The sequence below is a fragment of the Mesorhizobium subarcticum genome (genome assembly GCF_055456085.1).
The window spans coordinates 3,944,197-3,967,389 of sequence record NZ_CM144237.1 but is presented as its reverse complement, the minus strand read 5'-3'; the positions used below and the strand labels follow the sequence as shown (position 1 = coordinate 3,967,389).

23 protein-coding genes and 1 pseudogene are annotated in these 23,193 nt (G+C 62.6%); 6 read left to right on the top strand and 18 right to left on the bottom strand.

Annotation, left to right across the window (positions count from 1 at the left end; all coding sequences use genetic code 11):
- Nucleotides 1-131 precede the first annotated feature (131 nt).
- From ACZYHG_RS19400 to ACZYHG_RS19385, 4 genes are all read right to left on the bottom strand, one after another.
- The gene (locus ACZYHG_RS19400; RefSeq protein ID WP_464609939.1) at nucleotides 132-602 is read right to left on the bottom strand and encodes a nucleoside deaminase; all 471 of its coding nucleotides are present in this window, start codon (nucleotides 600-602) and stop codon (nucleotides 132-134) included.
- A 111-nt stretch (nucleotides 603-713) separates the two neighbouring features.
- Nucleotides 714-1,310, bottom strand: coding sequence for a LysE family translocator (locus tag ACZYHG_RS19395; protein WP_464609938.1), 597 nt, complete (start codon nucleotides 1,308-1,310; stop codon nucleotides 714-716).
- 116 nt (nucleotides 1,311-1,426) lie between these two features.
- Entirely contained in the window at nucleotides 1,427-1,999 is a 573-nt protein-coding gene (gene ilvN / locus ACZYHG_RS19390) for an acetolactate synthase small subunit (RefSeq protein ID WP_464609937.1), read from the bottom strand.
- 83 nt (nucleotides 2,000-2,082) lie between these two features.
- Complete coding sequence (locus ACZYHG_RS19385) at nucleotides 2,083-3,864, bottom strand: acetolactate synthase 3 large subunit (RefSeq protein ID WP_464609936.1); 1,782 nt, start codon at nucleotides 3,862-3,864, stop codon at nucleotides 2,083-2,085.
- Between the two features lie 497 nt (nucleotides 3,865-4,361).
- On the opposite strand from ACZYHG_RS19385, the gene ACZYHG_RS19380 reads away from it, so the two are divergent.
- Entirely contained in the window at nucleotides 4,362-6,164 is a 1,803-nt protein-coding gene (locus ACZYHG_RS19380) for an NAD(P)/FAD-dependent oxidoreductase (RefSeq protein ID WP_464609935.1), read from the top strand.
- Between the two features lie 276 nt (nucleotides 6,165-6,440).
- Here ACZYHG_RS19380 and tmpB read toward each other — a convergent pair whose 3' ends face one another.
- Both tmpB and tmpA read right to left on the bottom strand, forming a co-directional pair.
- The gene (tmpB, locus tag ACZYHG_RS19375; RefSeq protein WP_464609934.1) at nucleotides 6,441-7,025 is read right to left on the bottom strand and encodes a (R)-1-hydroxy-2-trimethylaminoethylphosphonate oxygenase; all 585 of its coding nucleotides are present in this window, start codon (nucleotides 7,023-7,025) and stop codon (nucleotides 6,441-6,443) included.
- Nucleotides 7,022-8,173: a 2-trimethylaminoethylphosphonate dioxygenase gene (tmpA, locus tag ACZYHG_RS19370; protein WP_464609933.1), complete on the bottom strand. Its 1,152-nt coding sequence runs from the start codon at nucleotides 8,171-8,173 to the stop codon at nucleotides 7,022-7,024. The genes tmpB and tmpA overlap by 4 nt, the downstream gene beginning before the upstream one ends.
- 119 nt (nucleotides 8,174-8,292) lie before the next feature.
- Here tmpA and ACZYHG_RS19365 point away from each other — a divergent pair, with 119 nt between their 5' ends.
- Nucleotides 8,293-9,180, top strand: coding sequence for a LysR substrate-binding domain-containing protein (locus ACZYHG_RS19365; protein WP_464609932.1), 888 nt, complete (start codon nucleotides 8,293-8,295; stop codon nucleotides 9,178-9,180).
- 10 nt (nucleotides 9,181-9,190) lie between these two features.
- Here the strand turns inward: ACZYHG_RS19365 and ACZYHG_RS19360 are convergent, their stop codons facing one another.
- Genes ACZYHG_RS19360 through ACZYHG_RS19350 form a run of 3 tightly spaced genes read right to left on the bottom strand, consistent with a single transcriptional unit; the run spans nucleotide 9,191 to nucleotide 10,645 of the window.
- The gene (locus tag ACZYHG_RS19360) at nucleotides 9,191-9,721 is read right to left on the bottom strand and encodes a GNAT family N-acetyltransferase (RefSeq protein WP_464609931.1); all 531 of its coding nucleotides are present in this window, start codon (nucleotides 9,719-9,721) and stop codon (nucleotides 9,191-9,193) included.
- A 47-nt stretch (nucleotides 9,722-9,768) separates the two neighbouring features.
- Nucleotides 9,769-10,077 carry a hypothetical protein gene (locus ACZYHG_RS19355; RefSeq protein WP_464609930.1) on the bottom strand — a complete coding sequence of 103 codons (309 nt, stop codon included), beginning with the start codon at nucleotides 10,075-10,077 and terminating at the stop codon, nucleotides 9,769-9,771.
- Nucleotides 10,078-10,081: 4 nt separating this feature from the next.
- Nucleotides 10,082-10,645: a helix-turn-helix domain-containing protein gene (locus ACZYHG_RS19350; protein ID WP_464609929.1), complete on the bottom strand. Its 564-nt coding sequence runs from the start codon at nucleotides 10,643-10,645 to the stop codon at nucleotides 10,082-10,084.
- A 153-nt stretch (nucleotides 10,646-10,798) separates the two neighbouring features.
- Here ACZYHG_RS19350 and ACZYHG_RS19345 point away from each other — a divergent pair, with 153 nt between their 5' ends.
- Nucleotides 10,799-12,631, top strand: a complete 1,833-nt coding sequence (locus ACZYHG_RS19345) for an ATP-binding protein (RefSeq protein WP_464609928.1) — start codon at nucleotides 10,799-10,801, stop codon at nucleotides 12,629-12,631.
- 227 nt (nucleotides 12,632-12,858) lie between these two features.
- Here ACZYHG_RS19345 and ACZYHG_RS19340 read toward each other — a convergent pair whose 3' ends face one another.
- Together ACZYHG_RS19340 and miaA are read right to left on the bottom strand one after the other, a co-directional pair.
- Complete coding sequence (locus ACZYHG_RS19340) at nucleotides 12,859-13,650, bottom strand: GGDEF domain-containing protein (protein WP_464609927.1); 792 nt, start codon at nucleotides 13,648-13,650, stop codon at nucleotides 12,859-12,861.
- Nucleotides 13,651-13,754: 104 nt separating this feature from the next.
- Nucleotides 13,755-14,720, bottom strand: coding sequence for a tRNA (adenosine(37)-N6)-dimethylallyltransferase MiaA (gene miaA / locus ACZYHG_RS19335; protein ID WP_464609926.1), 966 nt, complete (start codon nucleotides 14,718-14,720; stop codon nucleotides 13,755-13,757).
- Here miaA and serB point away from each other — a divergent pair.
- Together serB and ACZYHG_RS19325 are read left to right on the top strand one after the other, a co-directional pair.
- Nucleotides 14,710-15,597, top strand: coding sequence for a phosphoserine phosphatase SerB (gene serB, locus ACZYHG_RS19330; protein ID WP_464609925.1), 888 nt, complete (start codon nucleotides 14,710-14,712; stop codon nucleotides 15,595-15,597). The two genes, miaA and serB, sit on opposite strands and share 11 nt — an antisense overlap.
- Nucleotides 15,594-16,166, top strand: a complete 573-nt coding sequence (locus ACZYHG_RS19325) for a GNAT family N-acetyltransferase (RefSeq protein ID WP_464609924.1) — start codon at nucleotides 15,594-15,596, stop codon at nucleotides 16,164-16,166. The genes serB and ACZYHG_RS19325 overlap by 4 nt, the downstream gene beginning before the upstream one ends.
- Nucleotides 16,167-16,197: 31 nt before the next feature.
- Here ACZYHG_RS19325 and ACZYHG_RS19320 read toward each other — a convergent pair whose 3' ends face one another.
- From ACZYHG_RS19320 to ACZYHG_RS19295, 6 genes and pseudogenes are all read right to left on the bottom strand, one after another.
- A complete protein-coding gene (locus ACZYHG_RS19320; protein ID WP_464609923.1) occupies nucleotides 16,198-17,712 on the bottom strand; it encodes a DegQ family serine endoprotease in 1,515 nt (504 codons plus the stop codon).
- Between the two features lie 145 nt (nucleotides 17,713-17,857).
- Nucleotides 17,858-18,046 (bottom strand): DUF2065 domain-containing protein, encoded by a 189-nt coding sequence (locus ACZYHG_RS19315; protein ID WP_109668107.1) that lies wholly within the window; start codon nucleotides 18,044-18,046, stop codon nucleotides 17,858-17,860.
- 3 nt (nucleotides 18,047-18,049) lie between these two features.
- Complete coding sequence (gene hflC, locus ACZYHG_RS19310; RefSeq protein ID WP_464614737.1) at nucleotides 18,050-19,021, bottom strand: protease modulator HflC; 972 nt, start codon at nucleotides 19,019-19,021, stop codon at nucleotides 18,050-18,052.
- Entirely contained in the window at nucleotides 19,021-20,142 is a 1,122-nt protein-coding gene (hflK, locus tag ACZYHG_RS19305; protein ID WP_464609922.1) for an FtsH protease activity modulator HflK, read from the bottom strand. The genes hflC and hflK overlap by 1 nt, the downstream gene beginning before the upstream one ends.
- 169 nt (nucleotides 20,143-20,311) lie before the next feature.
- Complete coding sequence (locus ACZYHG_RS19300; RefSeq protein WP_464609921.1) at nucleotides 20,312-20,830, bottom strand: dihydrofolate reductase; 519 nt, start codon at nucleotides 20,828-20,830, stop codon at nucleotides 20,312-20,314.
- Nucleotides 20,830-21,838 (bottom strand): annotated as a pseudogene (locus tag ACZYHG_RS19295) (DUF4424 domain-containing protein). Before ACZYHG_RS19295 ends, ACZYHG_RS19300 begins: the two are co-directional and overlap by 1 nt.
- 139 nt (nucleotides 21,839-21,977) lie before the next feature.
- On the opposite strand from ACZYHG_RS19295, the gene cobF reads away from it, so the two are divergent.
- A complete protein-coding gene (gene cobF / locus ACZYHG_RS19290) occupies nucleotides 21,978-22,754 on the top strand; it encodes a precorrin-6A synthase (deacetylating) (protein ID WP_464609920.1) in 777 nt (258 codons plus the stop codon).
- 79 nt (nucleotides 22,755-22,833) lie between these two features.
- Here cobF and ACZYHG_RS19285 read toward each other — a convergent pair whose 3' ends face one another.
- Nucleotides 22,834-23,175: a winged helix-turn-helix domain-containing protein gene (locus tag ACZYHG_RS19285; RefSeq protein WP_027058014.1), complete on the bottom strand. Its 342-nt coding sequence runs from the start codon at nucleotides 23,173-23,175 to the stop codon at nucleotides 22,834-22,836.
- Nucleotides 23,176-23,193 lie beyond the last annotated feature (18 nt).

The window sequence follows — 23,193 nt, the reverse complement described above, 5'->3', positions numbered from 1 at the left end:
AGATAGGACAGGCGTTTGTTGGAAAAGGGCCAAAACACGGCATTACGAAGATTTAATGTGCACTGCACAATGGATGGGCAGCCGGCTATGGTCGCTGGCGGAAGCCCGTCATAGGCCTCAAAAGCTGGGCTCTAAGCCTTGCCCAGATGCTTCGGCCAGAACTCCTGATGGACTTCGGCCGCTTCGTCTTCGAGGGTCGGGCCAACCACGGTGACGATGCGCGCGCCGGTCTGCAGCACCGCCCGGCTCGGCACGTTCAACCCGATCCCGGCGATCTCGCCTAGCCGCGCTTCGGAGCACGCAAACACCATGCGCCCGATGCCTGACCAGTAAATCGCCCCGGAGCACATCGCGCATGGCTCCGTGCTGGTGTAGAGCGTGCAGTCGGCGAGAAAGGTGGTGTCGTAGTGCTGCGCCGCCAGTTTAACCAGGTTCATCTCGGCGTGGTTCGTCATATCGTGGCCGGTGAAGACGCTGTTTTCGGCGCGCAGGATGACTTCATCGTCCTTCACCAGCACCGAGCCAAAAGGTTCGTCGCCGCGTTCCACTGCGGATTTCGAGAGCGCAATCGCCTCGCGCAAAAACGGCTCGTGGCTTTCCATCAGAGTTTCCCCAAGAGGCTAGAGTCGGATGATCTTGTCTTGAAGCGCAGGGATTTCCAAGAGCCGCAGATTCAAGTCGGCGATCTGCATCGCTGCAACCGAGTCCTGGTCCTAGCGCAGCATCGGCCACAGCGTCGCCGCCAGCAGCACGCCCATGGCGATGTTGAACCATTTGAGCCGCGCCGGATCCGACAGGAATCCACGCAGCGCGGTGCCGAAGCCGGCCCAGACTGACACGCTCGGCAGATTGACGACGGTGAAGGCGACGGCAATCAGCACCACCGACAGAAAGGGATGCTCGGGATTGGCATAGACCGCCATAGCGGTGATCGCCATCACCCAAGCCTTGGGATTAACCCACTGGAATGCCGCCGCGTCGATGAAACGCATTGGCCGCCCTTCGGTATCGCCCTTGCCGCTGAGCGAGCGCGACATCGCAATCTTCCAGGCAAGATAGAGCAGATAGGCACCACCCGCGATCTTCAATCCCGTGTGCAATGCCGGAAACGCTGTCAAAACCGCACCCAGGCCGAGACCGACGGCGAGCAGCAGCACCAGGAATCCCATGCTGATGCCGAACATGTGGGGAATCGTTCTGACGATGCCGAAATTGACGCCGGAGGCCAGCAGCATGAGGTTGTTCGGCCCCGGCGTGATCGAGGTCACGAAGGCATAGACAAGCAGTGCGAGGAATGCGTCGAGTGACATGATATCCTCCCGGATACGCCAGCACTATTGGCTCTTTCCGCCCACCGCAAAGGCCAGCGTCGGCAGTTGGCCACGCCAGTCCTTACGCTCTTGGAAAATTCGGATTGTAGACCGGCCTACATCGCCTGCGGGCCGCGGTTCAACGCCGCCACGCCGGTGCGGCAGATTTCAACGAGGCCGAGCGGCTTCATGATGGCGATGAACTGGTCGATCTTGGTGCCCTTGCCGGTGATCTCGAAGATGAAATGCTCGGTGTTGGCGTCGATGACACTGGCGCGGAACGCGTCGGCCAGCCGCAGCGCCTCGACGCGAGCTTCGCCGGTGCCGGCAACCTTGACCAGCGCCAGTTCCCGCTCCAGCGCCCGCTCCTGGCCGGATTCCTGCGAACGCACCGTGAGATCGACCACGCGATGCACCGGCACGATACGCTCCAGCTGATGTTTGATCTGCTCCAGCACATGCGGCGTGCCGCGCGTCACGATGGTGATGCGCGACAGATGCTTTTCGTGCTCGGTCTCGGAAACGGTAAGGCTCTCGATGTTGTAGCCGCGCCCTGAAAACAGGCCGATGACCCGGGCAAGCACGCCCGGCTCGTTGTCGACCAGCACGGAAAGCGTGTGGTTCTCCGGCTTCTCGGTTTCCTTGGCGATGAAATAGGCCGAACCGGTCGGTTGTAGCTGTGCGTTCATGACATGAATCTCGATTTCAAACTCTTGATCTAACTCTCTGTTCCCGCACGGCTTCTCGCGAAAACCCTGCCTCGGTCTGTCTGCTAGACCAGTTCCCTGCCCTTGGCGTCGATGGCGTTGGCCACGGCTTCATCGGTGGCTTCGTCCGGCAGCAGCATCTCGTTATGTGCCTTGCCCGACGGGATCATCGGGAAGCAGTTGGCGAGGTTCGCCACGCGGCAATCGAACAGCACCGGCTTCCTGACCGAGATCATCTCCTTGATCGCGTCATCCAGCTCGTCCGGCTTCTCGCAGCGTATGCCGTGGCCGCCATAGGCCTCGGCCAGCTTGACGAAGTCCGGCATCGCTTCGGTGTAGGAATGCGACAGCCGGTTGCCGTGCAGCAGCTGCTGCCACTGGCGCACCATGCCCATATACTGGTTGTTGAGGATGAAGATCTTGATCGGCGCATTGTGCTGCACCGCCGCGCTCATCTCCTGCATCGTCATCTGCACCGAGGCGTCGCCGGCGATGTCGATGACCAGCGCATCGGGGTGCGCGATCTGCACGCCGAGTGCGGCCGGCAGGCCATAGCCCATCGTGCCCAGCCCGCCCGATGTCATCCAGCGGTTCGGCTTCTCGAAATGATAATGCTGCGCCGCCCACATCTGGTGCTGGCCGACCTCGGTGGTGATGTAGGTGTCCATGCCCTTGGTCAGTTCGTAGAGCCGCTGGATAGCGTATTGCGGCATGATCACGTCGTGGTTCATCTTGTAGGCGAGTGAATCGCGACCGCGCCACTTGGCGATCTGCTCCCACCAGGGGTAGAGCGCCTTCTTGTCGGCCTTGGCGGTTGCCCGCCACAGCCGCACCATATCCTCCAGGACGCGGCCGACATCGCCGATGATCGGCACTTCGGTGTGCACGTTCTTGTTGATCGACGACGGATCGATGTCGATGTGGATCTTGCGCGAGTTTGGCGAGAACGCCGTCAGCCGGCCGGTGATGCGGTCGTCGAAGCGCGCGCCGATGCAGATCATCACGTCGCAATCATGCATGGCCATGTTGGCTTCATAGGTGCCATGCATGCCCAACATGCCCATCCAGTTCTTGCCCGATGCCGGATAGGCGCCGAGACCCATCAGCGTCGAGGTGATCGGGAAGCCGGTGAGGTCGACCAGTTCGCGCAGCAGATGGCTCGCTTCCGGGCCGGAATTGATGACACCGCCACCCGAATAGATGATCGGCCTCTTGGCGCCGGCCATCAGCTCGACGGCTGCCTTGATCTTCTCGAGGTCACCCTGGACCTTGGGCTGATAGCTGGTGCGCGGCGCAATCTGCGGCGGCACATAAAATCCCTTGGCGAACTGCACGTCCTTGGGGATGTCGACCACCACCGGACCGGGACGACCGGTCGTCGCGACATGGAAGGCTTCGTGGATGGTCGCGGCGAGCTCGTTGACGTCCTTCACCAGCCAGTTGTGCTTGGTGCAGGGGCGCGTGATGCCAACGGTGTCGCATTCCTGGAACGCGTCGGAGCCAATCAGCGAGGTCGGCACTTGCCCGGTGAGACACACCAGCGGGATCGAATCCATCAGCGCGTCCTGCAGCGGCGTCACCGCATTGGTGGCGCCGGGGCCTGATGTCACCAGCATGACGCCGGCCTTGCCGGTCGAGCGGGCATAGCCCTCGGCCGCGTGGCCGGCGCCCTGCTCGTGCCGCACCAAAATGTGCTCGACCTCGTCCTGCTGGAAGATCTCGTCATAGATCGGAAGGACGGCACCGCCGGGATAACCGAAGACATGCTTGACGCCATTGTCCTTCAGCGCCTGCACCACCATTTCGGCGCCCGTCATCTCGCGCCGCTCACTCTGTCCGTTGCTCATCGGTCTGGTCCCGTACTGTCCGCCATCTGGCGTTTGCTGGTCGTTTAGTCGTGTTTCAGGCAATAAAAAAGGCCCCCGAGGGAGCCTGTGTGTTGCGCATGGGAGGTTTTCGCCCGGCGGTTACACCGCCTTGCCCACGCGCCTTCCTACGAGAATGAGTGCCGTTTTCATGGTCACGGACACTAAGGGCGGGCAAGGCAGCCTGTCAACGGCAAAAATCGCGCCGGCGCTGAAGGTATTTCTCAATTCGACAAATGGCCGTCACGATTTCGCGACCGACGCCATATCGTACCGACATCACGCAAACCGCAACGTCCCTTCCATCGCCCTCCGCAAAGCACTCCCAGACCAGTTCCGGAGCGTCGTTGCCCGGATAAGTCCTTGAAGCCACGCGAAACTATGGTGGGGCGTGACGAACGCCGTGCTCTCTGCCGATACTTGATCGTCCGGCTCGGGAGGAGCCACCATGACGGCCTGGATTTCACGGAGGAAGACTTATGCTCGACAAGGCCCCAAGCAAGAAACTGTCCGACCTGCTCGACCTATTCGGCGGCGCGCTCGCCGCCAATGACATCGAGAAGGCGGTTGGTTGTTTCCAGGAGGACTGCTACTGGCGCGACCTCGTCACCTTCACCTGGAACATCAAGACCATGGAAGGCAAGGACCAGATCCGCGACATGCTGAAAAGCCAGTTGTCGCGGACAAAGCCGTCACATTTTGCCATCGCCAAGGGTGAGGACGCCACCGAGAGCGGCGGGCTGATCGAGGGCTGGATCAGTTTCGAGACCGAACTGGCGCGCGGCTTTGGCCACATCAGGCTGAAGGACGGCAAGATCTGGACGCTGCTGACCACCATGGCCGAATTGAAAGGTCATGAGGAGAAGGCCGGCTTCGCGCGGCCGATGGGCGCCAGACATGGCTCGGGCAAGAACCGTCCGACATGGAAGGAAGAGCGCGAGAAGGAAGCAGCCGAACTCGGCTTCAAGACGCAGCCAGACACGCTCATCATCGGCGGAGGCCAGGGTGGCATCGCGCTCGGCGCAAGGCTGCGGCAGCTCGGCGTACCGACCATCATCATCGAGAAGAACGAGCGGGCCGGCGACAGCTGGCGCAAACGCTACAAGTCACTCTGCCTGCATGATCCAGTCTGGTACGACCATCTGCCCTATATCGATTTCCCGAAGAACTGGCCGGTCTTCTCGCCCAAGGACAAGATCGGCGACTGGCTGGAAATGTACACCAAGGTGATGGAGCTCAACTACTGGTCGTCGACCGAGGCCAAGAGCGCTTCCTATGACGACAAGAAGAAGGAATGGACCGTCGTCGTCCACCGCGACGGCAAGGATATCACCCTGAAGCCAAAGCAATTGGTGCTGGCCACCGGACAGTCCGGCAAGGCCAATCTGCCGAAATTCAAGGGCATGGAAAACTTCAAGGGCGACCAGCATCACTCCTCGAAGCATCCCGGCCCCGACGCCTATGCCGGCAAGAAGGCCGTCGTCATCGGCTCCAACAATTCCGCCCACGACATCGCGGCCGCACTTTGGGAAGCCGGTGCCGACGTCACCATGGTGCAGCGGTCGAGCACCCATATCTCCAGATCCGACACGTTGATGGAAATCGGACTTGGTTCGCTCTATTCGGAGCAGGCGCTGCAGAACGGCATCACCACGGCCAAGGCCGATCTCATCTTTGCGTCCCTGCCCTACAAGATCCTGCACGAGTTCCAGATCCCGGCCTATGCCGAGATGAAGAAACGCGACGCGGCGTTCTACAAGGGGCTGGAAAAGGCCGGTTTCATGCTCGACTGGGGCGACGACGAGTCCGGCCTGTTCATGAAATACCTCAGGCGTGGCTCCGGCTATTATATCGATGTCGGCGCCTCCCAACTGGTCATCGATGGTTCGATCAAGCTGAAGAGCGGCGTCGACGTCGACGAGATCAAGCAGCATTCGGTTCTGCTCAGCGACGGGTCGGAACTTCCTGCGGACCTCATCGTCTACGCCACCGGCTATGGCTCGATGAACGGCTGGGCCGCCGATCTGATCTCTCGCGAGATCGCTGACAAGGTCGGCAAATGCTGGGGCCTCGGCTCCAACACCACCAAGGATCCCGGCCCTTGGGAAGGCGAGTTGCGCAACATGTGGAAGCCGACGCAACAGGAAGCGCTGTGGTTCCATGGCGGCAACCTCCACCAGTCGCGCCACTATTCGCAGTTCCTGGCGCTGCAATTGAAGGCGAGACAGGCAGGTCTGCCGACGCCGGTCTACGGACTTCAGCAAGTCCATCACAAGGGATAGCCAGCCCCGACAAGGAAACCCATGGTGCGGCGAATGCCGCACCAGAGCTACACCGTCGTCAACTGCTCAAGCGCGAGGCTCGACCGGTTCGGACTTACCGGCCACGTCGAGACGCCCCGTCAGGTCAAGAGGAGTGTCTCGCCAAGAGGAGCGCGCGGCGGCCCCTCAGGGGTGTCTGCAGCACGTTCCCGACACTTGTCGGGCCTGTCTGACCTCACAGCACCTTCACCATCGAAGCAGAAACACATGGCTGTCCCTCCCGGTGATGAATCGGTGTCAGAGGCGATTGGCGAAATCGCGCACGACCCGCTGCAGCAAAGGCACATAATCGCGAAACGCCCGCGTCTTCATGTTGGCGATCTTGCCGGCTTCGTCCCATCTGCGGACCCGCACCGCTTCCTCATGGAACGGGTTCTCGCGGAACTCGGCCACTTCCTCGGCGGTCATCGGCCCGCCCTGCAGCGACAGCGTATGCACCGAGGCCTGCGAAAGCTTGCCGAAATAGGTCGGGTCGGTGGCGCAGAGGTAGCGTTTTGCCGAAACATGCAGCCGGACGCATTCGACGATGACCGGCGGAAAGAACGGCGCCAGCACCTCACCGCCGGCTTCGTCGTGATGCTTGTCCTCGACATCATCGGGCGAATAGGTGCCGAACTCGCTGGTGTAATGGCCGATGTCGTGCAGCAGGGCCGCCGCCACCAGCACCTCCGGCGCGCCATCCTGCTCGGCGAACCAGGCGCCCTGCAGCATGTGCTCCGACATGGTGACGGGTTCGCCGAGATAGGATTCGGCGCCCCGGCGCTCAAAGATGTCGGCGATGAACTCGACGACGTTGTCCGCGTTCAGATCCTGGCCGCTCATTCCGCGGCCTCTTTGAACTGGTGTTCGATCACCGCAAGCGTCGACAGCAGGCCGTCTTTGTCGGCATAGCAACCCTGCAGCCAGCGCTTGCCGGTGCCTGAAAATTCCTTGCGCGCATGCATGACGCGGGTGTTGTCGACGATGAAGGCCTGCCCTGCTTCGAGCTTGAAGGTCACCTCGAAGGAGGGATCCTCGATCAGTTCGGCGAACCGGCGATAGGCCGCATAATATTTGCCCATCTCGGCGAACGGCACGTCCACCGTCGGCGCCAGCGAGCGGTTGTTGAAGCGGATTGAGATCAACTCGCCATCGGGGCCAAGCTCGATCATCGGCCGCTTGGCCTGCAGCCGCACCCCCGAGGAGCCGGCATATTCGAACCGAGCCGGGTAGGAACTCAACAGCCGGAAACCTTCGGGGTTTTCGGCCTGCAGCGCGGCGGCGACGGCAAAACCGTCGACGACGCTGGATTCGCCGCCGTCCACGGTGTTCTCGATGCAGGACAGGATCTGCAGCGTCGGCACCGGATCGCGATAGGGATTGTCTGTATGCGCCTGGAGGCCGAGATTGGTGTAGGCGAGATTGGTCGGATTGACCTCGGCGCGGACTTCGAACCAGCGGCCGTAATTGGTCTCCCTGATATAGCCAAACAGGTCGGACACCTTGCATAGCGCTCCGGATTCGGTTGGCAGGTCGTCCATCACCGCAAAACCGTAGGTTTTCACCGCCGCCAGCCACTGCCCCAAGACGGCGCGGTCGCGGCTGGCGACTATATAGCCGGCGCGCGGTACCGAATCCTGCATCGTGGCCTTGGTCCATCGAACGGTGTCGTTGCCGGTCCATCCAGCCTGGCGATCGGTGTCGAGGTCATAGGCGTTCGCGCTCAGCCATGCCGAGGGAAAACTGACCGTCTTTCCTTCCGGCACGAAGGTGAGTTCGAGGGCATCGTCCTTGACCGAGGCTGCATCGATCTTCGTATCGGCCGGAATGTCGAGAATGGTGATCAGCCGTTGGCCATTGCCGGCACTGCGCGTCTTGTCGTCGAGTGCGTTATCGCGCAGCCATATGGCGTGAAAGCGGGTGCGCGTCCCGTCCTTCCAGCCAAGTTCTATTGTCCTGCCTTCGTCGCCGATCAGCGCGTGGGTGAGCATGGGATCCGTTCCTGTCCGCTTGGTGCCCACGGCTCTGTCCGTGGGTTTCGATTGCATGCTGATCCCACAGAAGGCATAATTCAAATTATCATTTTTTGGTCAATGGCATTAAATTACTAATGGCTCAAAGAACCATCACGACATTGCCTCCCCTCGACTGGCTGCGCAGTTTCGAGGCCGCGGCGCGGCTGTCGAATTTTACGGCCGCGGCAGCCGAACTCGGCCTGACCCAGGCGGCCGTCAGCCAGCATATCCGGCTTCTCGAGGGGCGGCTGAAGACGCGTCTGTTCACCCGGCTGGCGCGCGGGGTCGCACTATCGCCGGAAGGCGCTGCCTATCTGCCCCACATCCAGTCGGCCTTCGCCACCATTGGCAGCAGCACGGCGCAACTGTTCGAGCCGCGCGCCGTCCAGACGGTGACCATCCGCGTACCGATTTCGTTTGCCTTGCTGATGCTCGTTCCAGCACTGCCCGATCTTGCCAGGGCGCTGCCTCGCATCCAACTCGACCTGGTGACGATCCATCGCCCCGCCGACTACGATTTGCCAGGCTCGGCGCTCGACATCCGCTTCGGCAACGGATCCTTCCCCGGCCGCGAAGCAGACAGGCTGACCACCGAGCGGCTGGTGCCGGTAGCAAGTCCGGCCCTGGCGAGAGCTGCCGACTGGACATCGCTGCCACTGCTTCTGGTCGCGGGCGCGCGCGAAATGTGGGCGGAATGGTTTGTCGCCGCCGGATTGGCCGGCCACCCGCAACGGTCACATCGCTTCGACAGCTTCGTCGCGGCGATGGAAGCGGCAAGCGCCGGAGCCGGTGTGCTTCTGGGTTCGCGGCCGCTGGTCGACTCAGCACTCAGGAGCAGGACCCTCGTGCCGCTTTCCGATTTCGAGCTCTCCAGCACCTCGGGCCATTTTCTGACCAGGCCGCCGACCGCGCGGCTGACCAGTGCCGAGCAGGATTTCCGCCAATGGCTGCTGAGGCGCCTCTCGGGGATCGACTCGGCCTGACCGGCGCGGCCTATTTCGGCGAGGCGCCGATACGCTTCCAGTAGATCAGCGTGCCGGTCAGGCCGCCATGCGGCTTCAGGGCGTAGTCCGGCACTTCTCCGGCCAAGGTGAAGCCGAGTTTTTCGTAGAGGCCTGAAGCGCCCTCTTCCGTCGCCGTATCCAGAACCAGCAATGTGCGACCCTTCTCGACAGCGAGACGCTCGGCTGCCCGCATCAGGCGCGTTCCGACACCCCTGCCCCGGTATTCGACAGATGTCATCAGTTTAGCGATCTCGGCCCGGTGCGGCTGGTTGGGCGGGAAGCCGAGCAGCAGCGTGACAGTGCCGACAAGGGCCTTGCCGTCCCATGCGCCAAGCACCACTCGTTCCCCTCTTGCCGCTGCGGCCAGCGACTTCTCCCAGAACGCGCTTGCCGATTTCGGTGCCAGCGGATGCATGAAACTGACCGATCCGCCTGCGGCAACTGTTTCGACCAGCAGATCAGCCAGGACTGCCAGTGTTTCCGCACTGGCGCTCAGGGCTTCGATATCAATGGAATTCATGACCAGTCCTCTGGAAACGATGAAATGGGGCCGACAGCGTGCCGGCATCAGTCGAGACGGGTCACGCGGCGTCGCTTGCGTGCGGCCTTGATGGCGCTGATGCGCTCGGTGTCTTCTTCCCTGAGATGCCGCCCGCGCTCGAGGATTTCGAGCGTGTACTCCTCATAGGTCAGGCCCAGCCGTTCGGCCTTGTCCATGCGCATCAGCATGATTTCGCGGCTCGGCGCCTTCCATGCCTTGGCGTGCGCGGCCTGCCAGGCGAGGAAGATGTAGGGATCGCCCTTGCCCCATGGCGGCCCCTTGTACTCATCAAGCGGCGGCCCCCCATTGTGGGAGCGTTTGGGACGTCTCGCCATGATGTCAGCCCCTGACCAGCGCGACGAGATAGTCGGCGCCCGCCTCCGGGGCGTGGAAGATGCAGTCCGACGGCGCGCCCAGCGCCAGGCAGTCGCCGGGCTCCAGCCTGTGCACCACATCGCCCTCGCTGAAGTCGAGCCGCCCCGAAATCAGCCAGATCTGCTGCTTGATGAAGGCATAGGAGGCCGCCGGCAAGCTGACGCTGGCGCCCGCCGGCAGATGCACCTTGATCAGTTCGAGCGGCATGTCGGTGGCCGGCGACAAATGTCGCCTGACATAGCCCGTATCGGGATCGCGCCACACCGGCTGGTGGGCCTCGCGCAGCAATCCGCCGCCTTGCAGTTCCGCCCGCGCGATGAGGGTCGACAGCGTCATGCCGAAGGCCGCCGCGATGCGCACCAGAAGGGCCGCCGTCGGGCTGGTCATGCCGCGCTCGATCGTGCTCAGCATCGCCTTGGAAACGCCGGACCGCTCGGCGAGATCGGCCAGCGACCAGTCCCGCATGCCTCTTTCAGTGTGGATCCGCTTGCCGATGGTCGAGGAAATATCGTTCGCTATATCATCCATTCGTCCATTATAACGAAAGGACACCATTCGAAAAGAGCCATCTTGTGACAATTTTCGCCGGGCTTTTAATCTTCTCTACACCATCCGACCTCATCCGACCTTAACCCCATTCCTGTAGGGTCTGACTTCAGGGAAATGGGGATTGGCCTGTCCATGTATGTCGAACGCGAAGCTTCCGTCGGAGAACCGACATCGCAGGAGCGCCGCAACGCAGAACAGAACGACCGGCGCATCCTGGGCAATGTCGTGCAATGCGACGGCGCGCGCGCCACAATCGCCGCCTATGCCGACGACATCGACGGGTCTGTCACCGGCCTGTGGACGGTCGGCAAGATGATCTCGATCAATCTGGGCACGACGCGGACCGTGGGTCTCGTTTACGCGATCGGCAAATCGAACCGCGCCTGGAGCAATGAGGGCCAGAACCCCATCGAGGTCAGCATCGAGTTGGTCGGTGAAGTGCGCGACGGCGCCGAGCCCGGTGCCAGGCCTATGTTCGACCGCGGCATCACCACCTATCCGCATATCGGTGCGGTCGCGCACCGCATCCGTACCCGCGACCTGCAGGCAGTCTATGATCTCGCCGGCCGCCATTCCATTACCATCGGCTCGCTGGCACAGGACGAGACGATCGCCGCCAACATCGCCATTGACGACACGCTGGCGCGCCATTTCGCCGTTGTCGGCACCACCGGCGTCGGCAAGTCCACCGCCGTGTCGCTGCTGCTGCGCAAATCGATCGCAGCGCGGCCAGATCTGCGCATCCTGATCCTCGACCCGCACAATGAATTCGCGGCCTCGCTGCCGGAATACTGCGTCAGGGTCGATTCCAAGACGCTCGACCTGCCGTTCTGGATGTTCAAGCTCGAGGAATTCGCCGAGGTGCTGTTTCGCGGCCGTGAAACGGTCCCTGAAGAGATCGACGCCCTGCGCGACCTCATTCCGCTCGCCAAGAACCTCTACCGCAACCCGAATTCAGGCGCTTATCTCAGGCGCGGCAATGATGCGCTGACCGCCGATACGCCGGTTCCTTACCGCGTCGCCGACCTGCTCAAGCAGATCGACGAGCGCATGGGCATGCTCGAAAGCAAGAACGAGCGCCCGACCCTCAAATCGCTGAAGACACGCATCGAATCGGCCGCCGCCGATCCGCGCTACCGCTTCATGTTCAATTCGCGCCTGATCGAGGACACCATCCACGAGACGATCGGCAATATTTTCCGCGTACCGCATCACGGCCGCCCGGTGACCTGCTTCGAGATGGCCGGTATGCCTTCCGAAGTGGTCAATTCCGTCTGTTCGGTGCTGGCGCGCCTGGCCTTCGACCTCGCGCTGTGGAGCGAGGGCAAGCTGCAACTCCTGTTGCTGTGCGAGGAAGCGCATCGCTACATGCCGGCCGATCCGCGTCTCGGCTTCGCGCCGACGAGGCATGCGCTGTCGCGCATCGCCAAGGAAGGCCGCAAATATGGCTGCTATCTCGGCGTTGTCACCCAGCGTCCGGGCGAGCTTGACCCGACCATCCTGTCGCAATGCTCGACCTTCTTTGCCATGCGGCTCGCCAACGAGCAGGACCAGGCGATCATCCGTTCGGCCATCGCCGACTCGTCCGCCTCGAGCCTTGCCTTCCTGTCGTCCATGGGCCAGCGCGAAGCGATAGCCTTCGGCGAAGGCGTGGCGACGACCATGCGGCTGAAATTCGAGAGACTGCCCAGCCACCTGCTTCCCGGCACGGCCAAGCGCGAAGAGACCGAGGCGCCAAAGGCCAACGACGATGTCGACCTGGTGGCGATCGTCGAGCGGCTGCGCAACGTGCCGAAACCGACGCAGCAGGCGATGGCCTTCGCCGAAGTGGTCGATTCCGGCCGCCAGGCCGGCGACCCCGACTACCGCAAGCCGGCAGCCGGCCGCGCGCAACCCGAAGACGATTTCGACATGCGCTACGGCCTGAAGCCCGCCACCTTCGGCATGCGCCCCCAGAACGATTGAGGCTGGGCGCTACGCCAATCTGCCAACAGTTCTCAGAATCCCGCACAAGCGGACTTTGTCCCTGTCTTCGTTGGCCAGCCTGGGTAAATCCCGTCAGGGAATTCGTCAGGCTGGGTCGGCTGGTGCTGTTTTCGAGAACCGGAGCGGAGCGGACTTTTGGTCCGTGAGCACCGGAAGCGCAGAAAACAGCGGCAGACGGCCAGCCTGACGAATTCAATGATGGGATTTTAGGCGCAGACGCGGTTGCGGCCCTGCCGTTTGGCTTCATAGAGCTGGCGGTCGGCGCGGCGATAGAACTCTTCCGCCGTTTCCTTGCGGTCCCAGACGGCAAGGCCGACGCTGGTGGTGATCTTGAGCCGGACATTGCCTGAAAGGACCGACATGTTGGCGATCGCCTTGCGGATGCGCTCGGCGAATTTGGCCAGCAACTCCGCTTCCATATTGGGCGTGACGACCGCAAACTCCTCGCCGCCCAGCCGCGCCACCACATCGTGGAAACGTGTCATGTCCTTGAGGCAGTTGGCGACAGCCTTGAGCACCTCGTCGCCGACATCATGGCCGTGCGTGTCGTTGACCTGCTTGAAATGATCGAGATCGAGGATCATCAGCCCAACCGGCTTCTCGATGCGCCGGAACTCCTCAAGATATTCCTTCAGCGCATCGTCGAAATAGCGCCGGTTCTGCATGCCGGTCAGGCCATCGGTCAGGGCGGCGTGCTCAAGCGTTTCGGAGCGGGCGCTGAGCGAAACCGTCATGGCGCGCAGCTTGCCTTCTTCCGTCGCCTGTCTGCGGATCAGCGGGTAGATGAAGAAGATGCCGAAAAACAGCGCGGTCGCCAGCAGCACGCCGGTCGCGAACAACAGCTTGTTGAGATAGATGACCTTGTCCATGCCGGACTGCGTGGTGAGTTCCGTGGCGAAGGATTGCAAGAGCCCATAGGCATGCAGTGTCACCAGGCCAGCGGCAAGGATCACGAAAATAAAGACGAAAAAAGCGGATTCCGCCTTATGGAAACGCATCTGCTCCCCGATCGAAAGTGCCCACCGATCTTATGGCACGGACCGCCTTACGGAGCGTTAATTACAACAACTTCGGCGCGAACCCTTCCCTCAAGGTCAACTTTTTAAGTTGCATTAGCAGCAAGTGTTTGGATCGTGGTTTCGAGATCGTCACCGGGGCGCAATCTTTGCCATTCCGGCCCCAGTTGATGGCGAAACCAGGTCGCTTGCCGCTTGGCATATTGCCGGGTCGCGATCTTGGCGCGCTCGATCGCTTCGGGAAAGCTGGATTCTCCAGCCATCGCCGCCTGCAGTTCGCGAACACCGATCGCCTTCATCGCCGGCAGGTCCGGATCGAGGTGAAGGGCCGCAATTTGCCGGACTTCCTCCAGCGCGCCCTTGTCCAGCATCTGGTCGAAGCGCCTTTCAATGCGATCAACAAGCGCCGCCCGGTCCGGCTCGATGACGAGGAAGTGCGCGGTCTGCCTGTCGATGAGCGGCCGGCCTCGCTCTGCCTGCCATTCCAGGATCGATCGGCCGGAGGCGTCGAGCACTTCGAGCGCCCGCACCACGCGCTGGCTGTCGGTCGGCTTCAACTGCATGGCGGCTTTCGAATCCTCACGCAGCAGCAGCGCGTGCAGCTTGACCGCGCCTTGCTCCTTCAGCTCATAGCGCCAGCGATCGCGGATGCGCGGCGGAATATCAGGCATTTCCGAAATGCCCTCGGCCAGCGCCCGAAAATAAAGCCCGGTGCCGCCGACGAAGACTGGCCGCCGCGACAGCATTCCGTCGTCGATGAGTTTCATCACATCGCGCAGCCACGCACCCGTCGAATAGGCGGTACCGGGGTGGACATGGCCGTAGAGAAAATGCTGCGCCCGTGCGAGGTCGGCCGGCTCCGGCCTGGCGGTCAGCACGTCGAGAACCGAATAGCCTTGCATGGAATCGGTGTTGACGATGACGCCGCCCGTGCGTTCGGCCAAATCGAGCGCCAGTGCCGACTTGCCGCTGGCGGTCGGCCCGGCTATCAGGATCGCGTTCTTCACGCGGCCTTCGCCCGCATCCGTGCCGGAATTCTCGATGCCGCTCATTGCCACGCTTGTTTCCCGTCCCGCCGACCGCGCTCTGTCGCCGTCGCTTGCGAATATGGCCTCACGGTCGGTGGGCGCAAGCGCTGTCTCCTGGCTGGCCGAAGGCATTGCCTGCGATCTTGCCTTGCCGCAAGAGGCTGACCGTGCCGATATCACTGACGCCCTGCGCGCCGCGCTGGCCGCGGAACCGGTCGATGTGATCGTCCAGCAGGCCGAGACGCGCCGCAAGCAAATCCTCATCGCCGACATGGATTCGACCATGATCGACCAGGAATGCATCGACGAACTGGCCGACGAGATCGGCGTCAAGGAGCGCGTTGCCACTATTACCGCGCGGTCGATGAACGGTGAGATCGCCTTCGAGCCGGCGCTGCGCGAGCGCGTTGCGTTGCTGAAGGGTCTCGATGCCGCCGTCGTCGACCGTATCGTCGCCAATCGGCTGACATTGGCCTCTGGCGGCGGCGCGCTGGTCCAGACCATGCGCGCCAATGGCGCCTGGACGGCACTTGTCTCGGGCGGCTTCGAAGTGTTCACGACGCGCATCGCTTCCATGCTCGGCTTCCAGGAAAACCGTGCCAACCGCCTGCTCGAACAGGACGGACACTTCACCGGTCTGGTCGGTGAACCGATCCTCGGCCGCGCCGCCAAGGCCGACGCCCTGATCGAAATCTCGGCGCGCCTTGGACTGACGCCGGCCGACGCCATCGCCGTCGGTGATGGCGCCAATGATCTCGACATGATCCGCCTGGCCGGCACCGGTGTGGCGCTGCATGCCAAACCGACAGTGGCTGCGCAGGCGAAGGTTCGCATCGACCACGGCGACCTGACCGCACTGCTCTATCTGCAGGGTTATCGCCAGGAAGAGTTCGCTAGATGAAACCAATGCGCACCGAGCGCCTGATCCTGCGCAATTGGGGAGAGCGTGACCATGAGCTCTTCCATCGCATCAACTCCGACGAGCGCGTCATGGAATTCTTCCCGTTTCGCCGGGACCGTGCGCAGGCCGACGCCAAGATGGATGAATTGCGGGCCGCCATCGAGCGGGACGGCTACGGCTTCGCCGCGGCCGAGATTGCCGCGACTGGCGAATGCATCGGTTTCGTCGGCCTCCTCGCTACCGATCATGTCCCATCGCTGCCGGCCGACACAATCGAGATCGGCTGGCGGCTAGCCCCCGAATTCTGGGGCAAGGGCTATGTCACCGAGGCCTCCGAAGCATGGCTGGCCTACGGTTTTGAGACATTGGCCGTCGACGAGATCGTTTCCTTCGCCGTAGCCGGAAACCACCGCTCGACCGCCGTCATGAAACGCCTCGGCATGACAGCCGATCCCATAGCCGATTTCGATCTCCCCAGCATTCCCGACAGCCATCCCGCGCTGAAGCGGCATGTGCTCTACCGGCTGTCGCACCGGGACTGGCAGGCAAGAAAAAAGGCGGCTGGATAGCCGCCCTTTTCTAAATTGCGGGATTGAAACCTCAATCCATCCGGATCGTCACGAAGCGCAATTCGCCGGTCTTGGACGCCAGCATCAGGAGCGCGTTCTTGCGCCCCTGCTCTTTCAGCGCGCCGATCCGGTCCATGACGTCCTTGGGCGTGGCGACCGATTCCTGCGCGATCTCGGTGATCACTTCGCCGGGCTGGATGCCGCGCTCGGCCGCGGCCGAGTCCCTGGCCACATCGGTTATGACGACGCCGGAAACATCGGCCGCGATGCCGAACTTCTTGCGCGTTTCGTCATTGATCTCGCCGACGGTCATGCCGAGCACCGAGGCGGTCGAAACGGCCGGAGCCTTGTCGCCCTTGTCCTGGTCGGTGTTACCATTCTCACCACTGGCGAGCTTCTCGCCATCCTCGAGCCGGCCGAGCGTCACCTTCACCGTCTGCTCGACGCCCTTGCGCACGATCAGCACGTCGACCGCCTTGCCGACCGGGCTTTCGGCGACGACGCGCGGCAGGTCACGCATTTCATGGATGTCCTTGCCGTCGAACTTGATGATGACGTCGCCAGCCTGGATGGTGCCGTTGTCGACAGGTCCGCCCTTGATGACGCCGGCCACCAGCGCACCCTTGGCTGTCGCCATGCCGAGGCTTTCGGCGATATCGTCCGTCACCGGCTGGATACGTACGCCGAGCCAGCCGCGCCGTGTCTCGCCATACTGACGCAGTTGATCGACGACGCCCGAGGCAAGCTGCGAGGGAATCGAGAAACCGATGCCGATCGAACCGCCGGACGGCGAAATGATCGCGGTGTTCATGCCGATGACCTCGCCGGCGCTGTTGAACAGCGGGCCGCCCGAATTGCCGCGATTGATCGCGGCATCGGTCTGGATGAAGTCGTCATAGGGGCCGGAATTGATGTCGCGGTTGCGGGCCGAGACGATGCCGACCGTGACCGTTCCGCCGAGGCCGAAGGGATTGCCGACCGCCATCACCCAATCGCCGACGCGCATCTTGGTGGAATCGCCGAACTTCACCGCGGTCAGCTTGTGACCCTTGGGATCGACCTTGAGCACCGCGACATCGGTCTTGGTGTCGGTGCCGACCAGCGTCGCCTTCAAAGTGATGCCATCGGAGAAATTGACCTCGATGTCGTCGGCATCGGCGATCACGTGGTTGTTGGTGACGACGATGCCTTGCTCGGCGTCGATGACGAAGCCGGAGCCCAGCGACTGGACCTTCTGCGAGCCCGCGTCCTTGTCACCGCCTTTGTTTTTGAAAAAATCGTCGAAGAAATCCTGGAAAGGCGAACCTTCAGGCAGCTGCGGCATCGGCACCACGCCCGGACCTTCCGTGCCCTTCACCGTCTGCGAGGTCGAGATGTTGACCACCGCGCCGAGAACACGGTCCGCCAGATCGGCCACCGAAGCAGGCCCATCTGCGGCGAAGGCCGGCGGCGTGAAGGAAGGAACAGCTACCGCACCGACAAGAAGCGCCGCCGTGCCGGCGATGAGCGTGCGCCGTGCTGCGCGCAAAAGGGATGTGGATGTCATCGAGAAGCCTCCCGGAATTCTAAAAAGAGAAAAGCGCTTCGACGAAAACGCCGCGTCGCGCCATGATGGCAAGAAATACGGCACGTTTGCGGCTGTGGCTATCGGCAGAGTGCAAATCGCGCGTTATTCCGCGACCACGTGCGCCTCATCCGCCCCGCACCAGCCAGACGATGCCGACACCGATGGCGATCGCCGCCAGCCCGGCGATGCGCAAGGCATTTTCCGGCAGCGACAGCACTTCGGTGGCAAGTTTCCTGGCAAGGCCGGGAAAGCCGCCATAGACCAGCCCTTCAATCACGAGGACGAGGCCCATGGCGGCGAGAAAATCCTGCACCGGCTATTGCTGGCCGGTGCTGGGTTGTGTCGCCGGCGCGGCAGGTGCCGTCGCCGGTGCGGCGGGAGCCGCCGGTGTCGGTTTCGCCGGCCCTTCCTTGCCGTCCGGATCCCGGAAGAAGCGGAAGAACTCAGAGCTCGGCGACAGCACCATGGTGGTCCCGGTGTTGTCCAGCGCCGTGCCATAGGCATTCATCGACCGGTAGAAGTCGAAGAAGGCGGGATCGCGCTGATAGGCTCCGGCGAAGGTGGCGCTGCGCTGGGCTTCGCCCTCGCCGCGCAGGATCTCCAACTCCTTTTGCGCTTCGGCAACGATCTCGACCACTTCACGGTCGGCGCGCGCCGTGATGCGCTGTGCCGCTTCGTTGCCGCGTGCCCTAAGCCGCGCCGCTTCCGCCAGGCGTTCCGCCTTCATGCGGTCGTAGGTCTGCTGTGAAACCTCGGCCGTGAGGTCGGTACGGCGGATGCGGACATCCTCGATCTGCAACCCAAGCGAGGTGGCGTCGGGCCGGAGCTGATCGCGCACTTCGCGCATCATCACCGCACGCTCTTCCGAGAGCGCCGCCTCGAAGTCGCGCAGACCGTAGACGCGGCGCAAGGCAGCGTCGAGACGGGTCCGCAGCCGCGCTTCGGCCAGTTCGATCTGACCGGACACGGCGGCACGGAAGACGCGCGGATCCGAGATGCGATAGGCGATGAAGGCATCGACCTCATAGAACTTGCCGCCCGACACCTGGACGCGGATGTTGTCGAGATCGAAGCGCAGCACCCGGTTCTCGATCAGCTGCACGGTGTCGGCGTCGAAGAACGAGAACGGCGCCTTGAAATAGATGCCGGGCTCGCTCTTGACGTCGACGATCTCGCCGAAGCGAAGCACAAGCGCCTGCTGGCGGGCATTGACCACGAAGACCGAGGAATAGATCAGGAACAGGATGACCGCCGCCACGACGACGAAGATGGGAAGACGGTTGCTCATCATTGGGAAGCTCCCGTGTTCGCGGCGGGCGCGGCCGGTGCCGGCGGTTTCGGCTGCAATGCCGGCAGCGGCAGATAAGGCACGACACCTTGTCCGTTGCCCTGCTCGACGATGACCTTGCTCGAATCCTTCAGAACCTTCTCCATGGTTTCCAGATAGAGGCGCTTGCGCGTGACATCGGGTGCTTTGACGTATTCGTCATAGACCGAGATGAAGCGCTGGGCCTCACCTTCGGCTTCCTGCACCACACGGTTCTTGTAGGCGGCCGCGTCTTCGCGGACCTGTGCCGCCTCGCCGCGCGCCTGGCCGAGCTTCTGGTTGGAATATTGGTTGGCCTGCTCGACGAACTTGTCCTCGTCCTGCTCGGCGCGCTGCACTTCGTCGAACGCATCGGCCACTTCGCGTGGCGGTGCCGCATCCTCGATGGAGACGGCGTTGACGTTGAGACCAGCCTTGTAGCCGTCCAGCGTCGTCTGGATGATTTCGCGCACCGACGCCGCTATGCCCTGGCGGTCATCGCGAAAGATGTCCTGTGCCGGCCGGCGGCCGACGGCTTCGCGCATGGCGCTTTCGGCGACCTGCCGCAGCATGCCGTCAGGATCGGAGACGTCGAACAGGTAGGCGCGGGGATCGGACACCTGATAAGCGACCGAAAACTGCACGTTGACGATGTTCTGGTCGCCCGACAGCATCAGCCCGTTGCCGCTGGTGTTGCCGCCGCCAATGTCGACGAGCTGCTCGGAAATCTTGGCCGTCTCGACGGTTTCTAGCGGCCACCAATGGAAATGCAGGCCGGGCTGGGAGAGTTCGGGCTTCGGCTTGCCGAAGCGCAGTTCGACCGCGACCTCATCGGGCTGCACCGTATAGACCGCCTGGAAGGCCCACAGAACGACCAGCACCGCGGCGATCAAGCCGAACACGGCCGGACTGGCACCGCCGCCACCGGGCAGCGCGCGGCGCAACCGGTCCTGGCCACGGCGGATGATGTCTTCGAGATCAGGAGGCGACCCCTGCGGGCCACTTGGCCCCTTCGGCCCCTGTCCCCAGGGCCCTTGATTGTTACCGCCGCCGCCGCCGCCCCATGGGCCGCCGCCACCGCCGCTCTTGTCGTTCCAGGGCATGAATGTCCTTTCGCTTGGAATTCCCTCAAGCGCCGGAGTTACGGCGCAAAATCCAGTGTTGTTCTTCTATAGGGATGTGGCAGCACGCTTTCAACGCGATGCCCCGCCGACATCATCCGTTTTGGGCCGGTCGCGACCCTTTGTCGTCTTTCAATACCTTTTTTGTCTTTCAATGTATCTCGCGGCGGGCCTCATAAACCGAATAGCGCGTCGCGTGGCTGTCCTTTTCCCCGGCCGGAACCTCCTGCGAACTGACCAGGCGCCATGTCTGAGGGTCGATCGGCGGGAAATGCGCGTCGCCATCGACGGCTGCCAGCACATGGGTGACGTGCAGCCGGTCGGCCAGCGGCAGCGCCTGGGCATAGATCTCGCCGCCGCCGATGACGCAGACCTCGTCCACGCCAGCCATGCAGCGTCCGCGCACCGTTGCCAGCTGGATGGCGGCCTCCAGCGTATGCGCCACCTCGACGCCCTCGGCGCGCCAGGCCTTGTCGCGGGTGACGACGATGTTCAGCCTTCCCGGCAGCGGCCGGCCGATGCCTTCATAGGTCTTGCGGCCCATGATGATGGGCTTGCCCATCGTATCGGCCTTGAAACGCTTGAGATCGGTGGAGAGCCGCCAAGGCAATCCGCCGTCGCGCCCGATCACGCCATTCTCGGCAATGGCGACATAGATCGCGACATGCATCAGTTCGCGTCCCCGCCATTGCTGTCCGACGGTTCGAGCAAGAGGATGTCGATGTTGTGCTCGGGATAGAAATCGTCCGCAGTCATCTGAAAGGTTGTCGGCCCGACCTTTTTGACGTTGTCGCCGCAGAACGAAACCATGGCTTTCGGATTGCCCTTGTCGATGGTCAGCTTGAACTTGCCGATGGTGCCGGCTGCCCAATTGCCGCCGGTGGTCAGGATATAGGCGATGCGGTTTTCGTAGAATTTCGGATAGCCGTCGGCCTTCGCAGCCTGGCGCACCGCATTTTCGAACGTATCGTCTAGGCAGTAGCGTGTCTTGTATGATGCATATTGTCCCTGGAACTTGCCGTCGTAGAAGAAACTGACCGAGGACGTGCCGCCGACGCTCGGTTTGTAGCGGTGCGAAACATGGACGTCCTTGTTGGCCGGAAAGGTCGAGCGCCACCAATAGGTAGAGCGAAGCTGCCACCATGGCGCATAGGACGGTGTGGCGCTTTGGTCGCCTTCCGGATCCTCGATGATGATGCCGCGGTTCACCCAGTCATCGGCCACTGCCTTTGGCAGCTTCGCCAATGCCGCCTTGGCCGCATCGCCGAAGGGGTTGAACGGCACATTCTGGGCCTTGAGGTCGGCGCTGATGTCGATGCCGAGCGCGAACACCTTCTGTTCGAGCTGCGGCTTTGCCGGCGCGCCGTCGATCGTCACCTCGAAGCCGAGGAAATTGTCGCTCTGGTTTTCGGGGATCGCCGGCATCTCCTCGGGGTCGCCCGAAATGTCGGGCATTGGGAAAGCGACGATCGCGCTGACGTCCTTGTCTGTGTTGTTGTGGAAGACGTAGTCGACCGTCACTTTCTCGGGCGAAATGAAGAGGTCCTCACTCTGCATCGCCACCGCATCGTTACGCGACAGAATGAGGCCACCGGTGCCGAGTTCGGCAGTCGAAGTCATTGGCCAGTGCCGGCGCGGCCGAAAGCGCCAACGCCACAGTCAGAACATATCGCAACATCGAAGCCCCCTCGGCTGGAATGCCTGAATGACCCTAGCCGTTTCAATGTGGCGTTTCAAAGCCCTTCCGCATGCACAGGCGCGGTCTGGACACGCGAGCGGTCTGGACTAACAAGTTCCGATCGGGCAGGAGTTCGCCCATGCGCAAGCTTCTCGTCATCGGCATCGGCGCCGGCAATCCCGACCACATTACGGTTCAGGCCATATCAGGCTTGAACCGCGCCGATGTGCTGTTCATCCCCGACAAAGGTGCTGGGAAAAACGACCTTGCCGAATTGCGGCGCGAGATCTGCGACCGCTTCGTCACCAACCCGAAGTCGCGCCGCGTCGAGTTCGACGTGCCGGTGCGCGCCGAACCAGCGCCCTCCTATCGCTCGACCGTCGACGACTGGCACGAAGCCATCGCCGCCATTTACGAAGGCCTGATCCGCGACGAGATTGCGGAAGACGGTTGCGGCGCTTTCCTGATCTGGGGCGACCCCTCGCTCTACGACAGCGCGCTGCGCATCCTCGAGCGGGTGCGGCTGAGGGGCAATGTTGGCTTCGAGCTCGAGGTCATCCCCGGCATCACAGCCATCCAGGCGTTGGCCGCCGGCCATAAAATGGCGCTGAACCGCATTGGCGATTCCATCCTGGTCACCACGGGCCGCAGGCTGACCGAGGAAGGTTTGGCCGAGAATGCCGGCAGCACGGTCGTCATGCTGGACGGCAAATGCGCCTTCAACACGCTGGATGACAAGGATGTCACCATCCATTGGGGCGCCTATCTCGGCACGCCGGACGAGATCCTTGTCTCGGGCCGCATCAGTGATGTCGGTGCAGAGATTGAAAAGGTCCGCGAGGAAGCCCGCCGAAAAAAGGGCTGGATCATGGACACCTACCTGCTGCGCAAACATGGCGAGCCGGAGGAGAATTAATCCCTTGTGGCGCCAACGCTGAGATGGGCTCGAAACTCGTCGCGCTAGTCGCCCGTCGGGATAGAGTTTCCAGTCGATCTCATCCCGCATCGATCTCCGCCTGCAGTGCATCCATATGTGTTGTGGCGGCAGCGCTCGCCGCCCGCTCGATGGCACGAAAGCGGCTGACCACGGCCAGGCCGACCGTCGTCAACTGCGCGCCACCGCCCTTGCGGCCTCCGGTCTGCGCCGCGACCAGCGGCTTGCCGAACACCCGGTTCATGTCCTCGACCAGATCCCAGGCGTGCTTGTAGGACATCTCCATGCCGCGCGCTGCGGCGGAGATCGAGCCGAAGGTGGCGATGTGCTCCAGCAGCTCGATCTTGCCCGGACCTATGCGCCCGTCGGGATCGAGATTTATCCGCAAGCTCAGCGACGGCATTTTTGCTCCTCCGCGGTC